Source organism: Streptomyces sp. NPDC057654 (assembly GCF_042800135.1).
Classification (GTDB): domain Bacteria; phylum Actinomycetota; class Actinomycetes; order Streptomycetales; family Streptomycetaceae; genus Streptomyces.
On record NZ_JBHVHQ010000369.1, the window covers coordinates 1 to 7,980 of the forward strand.

Genomic DNA, 7,980 nt, shown 5'->3' on the forward strand with positions numbered 1-7,980 from the left:
GGCCCGCGCTGTGGCCGGGCGCGAATCCGTCGTGCCCGGAGCCGCCGGGCTCGGTGGTGCCTGCCGTCTGTCCGCCGTCGCGTGGCGACGGCGGCTTCTCCAGCCCGACGCGTTGTGCTCCGCCCGCCTCCGGCGGCGCCCACGGGTCCCGGTCCCGCGGCTCCGACGGCTGCTCATCGGCCTTGTCGGCGATGTCGGCCATGGCCCTCCCCAGTCGCTTTTCCGTCATGCTACGGCCTGAGTTCTATGGCCGTGCCCACCCCGCATACGATGATCCGAACCTATTTTCCCTGCCATCACGAGCAGCTACCGGAGGCTCCAGGTGTCCGATCTCGCCCCCTTCATCGCCGGTCTCCCCAAGGCGGAGTTGCACGTCCACCATGTCGGTTCGGCGTCCCCGCGCATCGTCGCGGAGCTGGCGGCCCGGCACCCCGACTCGGGGGTGCCCAGCGACCCCGAGGCGCTGGCGGACTTCTTCACCTTCCGTGACTTCGCGCACTTCATCGACGTCTACCTCTCCGTCGTCGACGTGATCCGCGATGCCGAGGACGTGCGGCTGCTGACGTACGAGGTGGCGCGCGACATGGCCCGGCAGAACATCCGCTACGCCGAGCTGACGGTCACCCCGTACAGCTCGACCAGGCGCGGCATCCCGGACGCCGCGTTCGTGGAGGCGATAGAGGACGCCCGTATCGCCGCGGAGGCCGACCTCGGCGTGAGGCTGCGCTGGTGCTTCGACATCCCGGGCGAGGCCGGGCTGACCTCCGCCGAGGAGACCGAGCGCATCGCGACGCAGCTGCGGCCGGAGGGACTCGTCTCCTTCGGGCTCGGCGGCCCCGAGATCGGGGTGCCCCGCCCGCAGTTCGCGCCCTTCTTCGAGCGGGCCATCGCGGCGGGCCTGCACTCCGTGCCGCACGCGGGCGAGACGACGGGTCCCCAGACCATCTGGGACGCCCTGACCGATCTGCACGCCGAGCGCATCGGTCACGGCACCAGCGCCGTCCAGGACCCGAAGCTGCTGGCCCACCTCGCGGAGCACCGCATTCCGCTGGAGGTCTCGCCCACGTCCAACATCGCCACCCGCGCGGTGGCCACGCTGGACGAGCACCCGCTGAAGCAGATGGTCGACGCGGGCTGTCTCGTCACCATCAACAGCGACGACCCGCCCATGTTCGGCACCGACCTCAACGCGGAGTACGCCATCGCGGCCCGCCTCCTGGACCTCGACGCCCGGGGCGTCGCGGCCCTCGCGAAGAACGCGGTCGAGGCGTCCTTCATGGAAGCGGCGGACAAGAAGAAGCTGGCCGCGGAGATCGACGGCTACACGGAGGCGGCGCTGCGGTAGCAGTTGGACGCGTTGGCCACAATGGGCACCATGATCTGCACCGCCGTCGCCCACCGGGGCGACCCCTACGTCCGGCGTGAGAACACCCTCCCCTCCATCCGCTCCGCGCTGCGGGCGGGCGCCGGGGCGGTGGAGATCGACGTGCGCCTCGCCCGCGACGGCGTGCCGGTGCTTCTCCACGACGCGACCCTGGAGCGGCTCTGGGGCCACCAGCGCCCGCTGTCGCAGCTCTCGGCGGCCGAGGTCCGGGGGCTGACGGGCGGCGGCGTGCCCACGCTGCGCGAGGCCCTGCATGAGATCGGGCAGTCCCCGGAGGCCCGCGCGTTCATCGACTTCCCCGACCCGTCGGCGGTGCCGGCCACGGTCGCGGAGGTCCACGCGTGCGGGGCGGCCGAGCGCGCGTACTACTGCGGCGGGCCCGCCGCCATGCTCGCGGTGCGCCGCGCCGACCCCGCCGCCGAGACCGCCCTGACCTGGACGACGCTGGCCCCGCCCCGGCCCGTACTGCTCGCCGACGTCCGCCCCCGCTGGCTCAACTACCGCTTCGGGCTGGTCTCCGAGTCCCTCGTGGAGCGCAACCACGCCGACGGCCTCCTGGTCTCGGCCTGGACCCCCGACACCCGCCGCTCGATGACGCGGCTGCTGCGCGCGGGCGTCGACTCCATCACCACGAACCGGGTGGACGTGCTCTGCGCGCTGCTGGCCCGCCGGTCCGGGCAGCGGAAAGCGGGCCGTACGGGCACCGGCGCACACCGGTGACCCGCACGGCCCGCCCAGCCGAATCGCAGTCGGAACGAAGCTGAGCCTCAGCCCTCGATCGACGTCATCACGTGCTTGACGCGCGTGTAGTCCTCGAAGCCGTAGGCGGAGAGGTCCTTGCCGTAGCCGGACTTCTTGAAGCCGCCGTGCGGCATCTCGGCGACGAGCGGGATGTGGGTGTTGATCCACACGCAGCCGAAGTCGAGCTTCTTGGACATGCGCATCGCGCGCGCGTGGTCCTTGGTCCACACCGATGAGGCGAGCGCGTACTCCACGCCGTTGGCGTGGCTGACGGCCTGCTCCTCGTCCGTGAAGGACTGGACGGTGATGACGGGGCCGAAGACCTCCTGCTGAATGATCTCGTCGTCCTGCTTGAGGCCGGAGACGACGGTCGGGGCGTAGAAGTACCCCTTCTCGCCGACCCGGTGGCCGCCCGCCTCGATCTTGGCGTGGGCGGGCAGCCGCTCGATGAAGCCGGTGACCTGCTTCAGCTGGTTGGCGTTGTTCAGCGGCCCGTACAGCACGTCCTCGTCGTCCGGCAGGCCGGTCTTGGTGTCGGCGGCGGCCTTGGCCAGGGCGGTGACGAACTCGTCGTGGATGCTCTCGTGGACGAGCACGCGGGTGGCGGCCGTACAGTCCTGGCCCGCGTTGAAGTAGCCCGCGACCGAGATCTCCTCGACGGCCTTGGCGACGTCGGCGTCCTCGAAGACGACGACGGGCGCCTTGCCGCCCAGCTCCAGGTGGACCCGCTTGAGGTCCTTGGACGCCGACTCGGCGACCTGCATGCCGGCCCGTACGGACCCGGTGATCGAGGCCATGGCCGGGGTCGGGTGCTCGACCATCAGCCGGCCGGTGTCGCGGTCGCCGCAGACGACGTTGAAGACGCCCTTGGAGTGGCCGAGTTCCTCCAGCACGCCGCCGATGATCTCGCCCAGCAGGACCGTGGAGGCCGGCGTGGTGTCGGAGGGCTTGATGACGACGGTGTTGCCCGCCGCCAGCGCCGGGGCGAACTTCCAGACGGCCATCATCATCGGGTAGTTCCACGGCGCGACCTGCGCGCAGACGCCGATGGGCTCGCGGCGGACGATGGAGGTCAGGCCCTCCATGTACTCGCCGGCCGAGCGGCCCTCCAGCATCCGCGCGGCGCCCGCGAAGAAGCGGATCTGGTCCGCCATCGGCGGGATCTCCTCGCTGCGGACGAGCGCGAGGGGCTTGCCGGTGTTCTCGGACTCCGCGGCGATCAGGTCCTCGGCGCGCGCCTCGATCGCGTCGGCGACCTTGAGCAGCACCTTCTGGCGTTCGCCCGGGATGAGGTCCCGCCAGGCCGGGAAGGCGGCCTCGGCGGCGGCCATGGCGGCGTCGACGTCGGCGGCCCCGGAGAGCGCGGCGGTGGCGTACGCCTCGCCCGTGGTCGGGTCGACCACCTCCGTGGTCCGCCCGTCGGCGGCGTCCCGGAACTCCCCGCCGATGTAGTTGCGCAGTGTGCGAAGCCGTCCAGGCTCGGTGGTCACTTGCCACCCCTCCTGTCAGATGTCCGATGGGTGAGATGCCCAGCCTAGCCAGGTAGGCGACGTTTTCGACACACCCACCACGCACAGACAACGGAATCCGTGAAATATAGAGCTCTCCACAACGAATTTCATCGATTCAGGGTTGCGGGACAGTCGAGTCCCGTGCACAGTGGGACCCGTGGCCACTCGTAGTACTGATCCGAGAAGCGCGAACGGCGCGCAGCCGATCGACGCCGTCTCCCTGGCGATCATCGAACAGCTCCAGGAGGACGGCCGCCGTCCCTACGCGGCGATCGGCAAGGCCGTCGGCCTCTCCGAGGCCGCGGTGCGCCAGCGCGTCCCGCAACAGCGCGACCAGGGCGTGATGCAGATCGTCGCCGTCACCGACCCGCTCACCGTCGGGTTCCGGCGCCAGGCGATGGTCGGCATCAACGTCGAGGGGGACCTCGACCCGGTCGCCGACGCGCTGACCGCCATGAGCGAGGTCGAGTACGTCGTGATGACCGCGGGCTCGTTCGACCTCCTCATCGAGGTCGTCTGCGAGGACGACGACCAGCTGCTGCAAATGATCAACAAGCGCATCCGGACCCTCCCCGGCGTGCGCTCCACCGAGAGCTTCGTCTACCTGAAGCTCCGGAAACAGACCTACACCTGGGGAACGCGATAGCCGTGAGCAAGGACCTCTCGAAGACGGCGTACGACCACCTGTGGATGCACTTCACCCGCATGTCGTCGTACGAGAACGCGCCCGTGCCGACGATCGTGCGCGGCGAAGGCACGTACATCTACGACGACCAGGGCCGGAAGTACCTCGACGGGCTGTCCGGCCTGTTCGTGGTCCAGGCCGGGCACGGCCGCGCGGAGCTGGCCGAGGCCGCCGCCAAGCAGGCCCAGGAGCTCGCCTTCTTCCCGGTGTGGAGCTACGCCCACCCCAAGGCCGTCGAGCTGGCCGAGCGGCTCGCGCACTACGCGCCGGGCGACCTGAACAAGGTCTTCTTCACCACCGGCGGCGGCGAGGCCGTCGAGACCGCGTGGAAGCTCGCGAAGCAGTACCACAAGCTGACGGGCAACCACACCAAGTACAAGGTGATCTCACGGGCCGTCGCCTACCACGGCACCCCGCAGGGCGCCCTGTCCATCACCGGCCTCCCCGCCCTCAAGGCCCCCTTCGAGCCGCTGGTGCCCGGCGCGCACAAGGTGCCCAACACCAACATCTACCGCGCGCCGATCCACGGCGACGACCCGGAGGCGTTCGGCCGCTGGGCCGCCGACCAGATCGAGCAGGAGATCCTCTTCGAGGGCCCGGAGACCGTCGCGGCCGTCTTCCTGGAGCCGGTGCAGAACGCCGGCGGCTGCTTCCCGCCGCCGCCCGGCTACTTCCAGCGGGTCCGCGAGATCTGCGACCGGTACGGCGTGCTGCTCGTCTCGGACGAGGTCATCTGCGCCTTCGGCCGCCTCGGCACGATGTTCGCCTGCGACAAGTTCGGCTATGTGCCGGACATCATCACCTGCGCCAAGGGCATGACCTCCGGCTACTCCCCGATCGGGGCCGCGGTCGTCTCGGACCGCGTCGCCGAGCCCTTCTACCGGGGCGACAACACCTTCCTGCACGGCTACACCTTCGGCGGCCACCCGGTCTCCGCCGCGGTCGCCCTCGCCAACCTCGACATCTTCGAGCGCGAGGGCCTGAACCAGCACGTGCTCGACAACGAGGACGCCTTCCACGCCACGCTGTCCAAGCTGAACGACCTGCCGATCGTCGGCGACGTGCGCGGCAACGGCTTCTTCTACGGCATCGAGCTGGTGAAGGACAAGGCCACCAAGGAGTCCTTCGACGAGGAGGAGTGCGAGCGGCTGCTGTACGGCTTCGTCAGCAAGAAGCTGTACGAGAACGGGCTGTACTGCCGGGCGGACGACCGCGGCGACCCGGTCATCCAGCTCTCCCCGCCGCTGATCTCCGACCAGTCGACGTTCGACGAGATCGAAGGAATCGTCCGGGGCGTGCTCGAAGAGGCGTGGACCAGGATCTGACGTACCGACAGCGCGGCGGCCGCTCACTCCACCTTCGGAGGAAGCGGCCGTTTTCGCGTGCGTTCGCGCGTGTTCGCGCCTACACATCTGTAATCAGCCCAATGTAATGAGCCCGACCGGAGGAAAGTGGGCCGCTCCTGCGCCGAGCCTCGACGGAAGCTAGTATCCGGGTTCCGTACGGTGCCAGTGACCCATTGGCCTCCGGTTCGTTCACCCGGACAGGGGAACGGACCCCACAGCGACCCGAGGTGCTCGACATGGCGGCCCCGCCGGACAACGACGTGCTCTGGGCACGCGGACTGCACTACTCGCACAGCGGCTCCCCCGCTCTCGCCGGTATCTCCCTCGGTGTCCGCGAGCGCGAGATCCTCGCCGTCACCGGGCCCCGCGGCTCCGGCAAGACCACCCTGCTGAAGTGCCTGTCGGGCCAACTGCCGCCGGAGAGCGGCGAGGTGTGGTTCAACAGCGCGCCCGTGCACACCCTCACCCCGGTGGGCCGGGAGCGGCTGCGGCGCGAGCGGTTCGGCTGGATCGACACCGAACCGCACCTCGTGCCCGAGCTCACCGGCTGGGAGAACGCCGCCCTGCCGCTGCTGCTGCGCGGCACCGGCAACCGGGCCGCCCGGCAGAAGGCCGTCGAGTGGCTGGAGCGGCTCGACGTCGGTGACTGCGTTCGCAAACGCCCCTCCGCCCTCCTCCAGGCGCAGCGGCAGCGCGTCGCCATCGCCCGCGCGCTCGCCGCCGAGCCGACGGTGCTCTTCGCCGACGAGCCGACCGCGCCGCTGCACCGCGCCGACCGCGCCCAGGTGCTCCGTACGATCACGACGGCGGCCCGCTCGCACGGCATCACGGTCGTCCTCGCGACGCACGACACGGAGGCGGCCACCCTCGCCGACCGGATGGTCTCGGTGGTCGACGGCCGCCGGGTCGGCGCGGTCCCGGCCCCAGAGGCGGAGGGCAAGCCCGCGTGCTCAGTCTCCGCCTAGCCCGCGGCGCCCACCCCCTCGTACTCCTGCGGCGGCTGCTGCTCACGGCGGCGGCCGGCGGCGTGGGCTTCCTGCTGCTGTGCACGCTGGGGCACGCCGCCGCGCACCCGAAGGACATCGACGGCTCGCTGGTGCGCCTCGCGTGGTGCGCGGTGCCGCTGGCCGCCACCGCGCAGCTGTCCGTGGCGATCGCCCGTACGGACCCGGCGACGGGCCCGCGCTCGGGGCTGGCCGCCGCCGGGTACGGGCCGGGCCGCCTCACGCTGCTGTCGGCGGTGTCGGCCGCCGTGTCCTGCGCGCTCGGCAGCGCGCTCGCGCTCCTGGTCTTCCTCCAGCTGCGCGGCGACCTCGTCGGGCGGCCGGTCGGCGCGACCGCCGAACTGCTCGGCGCGGGCGAGCCGTTGCCGTGGGCCGCGGTCCTCACGCTGCTCGCCGCGGGACCCGTGACCACCGCGGTCGCGAGCGCCGTCGCGCTGCGGCCCCGCGCGCCGCGCGCCGAGTCGGCCGCGCCGTCCGGCATCTCGCACGGCCTGCCGTGGGGCATCGCGCTGACCGCGGTCGGCCTCGCCCTGGAGGCGTACGCGGGCCGCGGCCCGGCGCCCTCCCCCGAGTCGCTGTTCCCGCTGCCCGGCCGCATGGACGGCAGTCCGCCGGGCGTCGTGGGCGGCTGGGTGCTCACCGCGATCGGGCTCGTCCTGGCCGGACCGGGGCTCGCGCAGCTCATCGGGAAGGTGCTGTCCGCCGGGCGGCCCGGCGCGCTGCGGCTGCTGGCCGGCCGGGTGCTCCAGGACGACGCGGTGCGGATCGGCCGGCCGCTGGGCGTGGTGTGCGCGGTCGCCTCGGGCGCGCTGGCGGCGGCCGAACTGTACGGGACGGCCTGGGAGTCGGCGGGCCCCCGCCCGTTCGGCCCGCTGACCGGTCTGGGCGCCGCGGTCGTCATAGCGTGCGCCACCGCCACGGCGATCACGGCGGGTCTGGAGACCCGGAACCGCCGGGGCGAGACCACGGCCGCGCTGCTGCGCCTCGGCGCCCCGGCCGCCGTCCTGCGCGGCGCGGCGGCGCTCCGTACGGCCGTGCTGCTGGCCGTGCTCGCCGCGCTGACGTGGGCGGTCGGGCTGCTGGCGGCGCTTCCTCTGACGCGGTGAGCGGCGGGGCTCACGCCGTTGTCACGCCTTCGCGAGGCGGACGAAGGCGGTCCGGGGGCAGGTTCTAGCATGGCCGGATGCAGGCGAGCCCCTCTTCCCCGGCCGGCCGGAACGCGGCCCACCGCCCCGTCTCGGCGGAGCCGTCGGCCCCTTCGCGGCGACGCCCGGCCACGTCGCCCCGCGAGATCGCGTCCATCGAGGAG

7 protein-coding genes and 1 pseudogene are annotated in these 7,980 nt (G+C 72.0%); 6 read left to right on the forward strand and 2 right to left on the reverse strand.

Translation table 11 applies throughout. The features are described from left to right. Positions 1-202, reverse strand: a pseudogene (locus tag ACFU99_RS24710) (hypothetical protein); the annotation flags it as partial. 120 nt (positions 203-322) lie between these two features. On the opposite strand from ACFU99_RS24710, the gene ACFU99_RS24715 reads away from it, so the two are divergent. Together ACFU99_RS24715 and ACFU99_RS24720 are read left to right on the forward strand one after the other, a co-directional pair. Continuing rightward, positions 323-1,345, forward strand: a complete 1,023-nt coding sequence (locus ACFU99_RS24715; protein WP_384395447.1) for an adenosine deaminase — start codon at positions 323-325, stop codon at positions 1,343-1,345. Between the two features lie 21 nt (positions 1,346-1,366). Beyond that, positions 1,367-2,104: a glycerophosphodiester phosphodiesterase gene (locus tag ACFU99_RS24720; protein WP_384395449.1), complete on the forward strand. Its 738-nt coding sequence runs from the start codon at positions 1,367-1,369 to the stop codon at positions 2,102-2,104. 47 nt (positions 2,105-2,151) lie between these two features. On the opposite strand, the gene ACFU99_RS24725 is transcribed toward ACFU99_RS24720, so the two are convergent. Further along, a complete protein-coding gene (locus tag ACFU99_RS24725) occupies positions 2,152-3,615 on the reverse strand; it encodes a gamma-aminobutyraldehyde dehydrogenase (protein ID WP_384395450.1) in 1,464 nt (487 codons plus the stop codon). A 178-nt stretch (positions 3,616-3,793) separates the two neighbouring features. Between ACFU99_RS24725 and ACFU99_RS24730 the strand changes: the two genes are divergently transcribed. The 4 genes from ACFU99_RS24730 (at position 3,794) to ACFU99_RS24745 (ending at position 7,777) form a co-directional block, all read left to right on the forward strand. Then, on the forward strand, positions 3,794-4,282 hold the full coding sequence (locus tag ACFU99_RS24730) for an Lrp/AsnC family transcriptional regulator (RefSeq protein WP_384395451.1): 489 nt from the start codon (positions 3,794-3,796) through the stop codon (positions 4,280-4,282). Next, positions 4,267-5,646 (forward strand): aspartate aminotransferase family protein, encoded by a 1,380-nt coding sequence (locus ACFU99_RS24735; protein ID WP_384395456.1) that lies wholly within the window; start codon positions 4,267-4,269, stop codon positions 5,644-5,646. Before ACFU99_RS24730 ends, ACFU99_RS24735 begins: the two co-directional genes overlap by 16 nt. A gap of 257 nt (positions 5,647-5,903) precedes the next feature. After that, positions 5,904-6,632 (forward strand): ABC transporter ATP-binding protein, encoded by a 729-nt coding sequence (locus ACFU99_RS24740; protein WP_384395452.1) that lies wholly within the window; start codon positions 5,904-5,906, stop codon positions 6,630-6,632. Next, positions 6,614-7,777, forward strand: a complete 1,164-nt coding sequence (locus ACFU99_RS24745) for a hypothetical protein (RefSeq protein WP_384395454.1) — start codon at positions 6,614-6,616, stop codon at positions 7,775-7,777. The genes ACFU99_RS24740 and ACFU99_RS24745 overlap by 19 nt, the downstream gene beginning before the upstream one ends. The last annotated feature ends 203 nt before the right edge of the window (positions 7,778-7,980 follow it).

Bases quoted from the DNA above. Each gene is read 5' to 3' on its own strand.
- ACFU99_RS24720 (WP_384395449.1), top strand. From the start codon at position 1,367: ATGGGCACCATGATCTGCACCGCCGTCGCCCACCGGGGCGACCCCTAC.
- ACFU99_RS24740 (WP_384395452.1), top strand. From the start codon at position 5,904: ATGGCGGCCCCGCCGGACAACGACGTGCTCTGGGCACGCGGACTGCAC.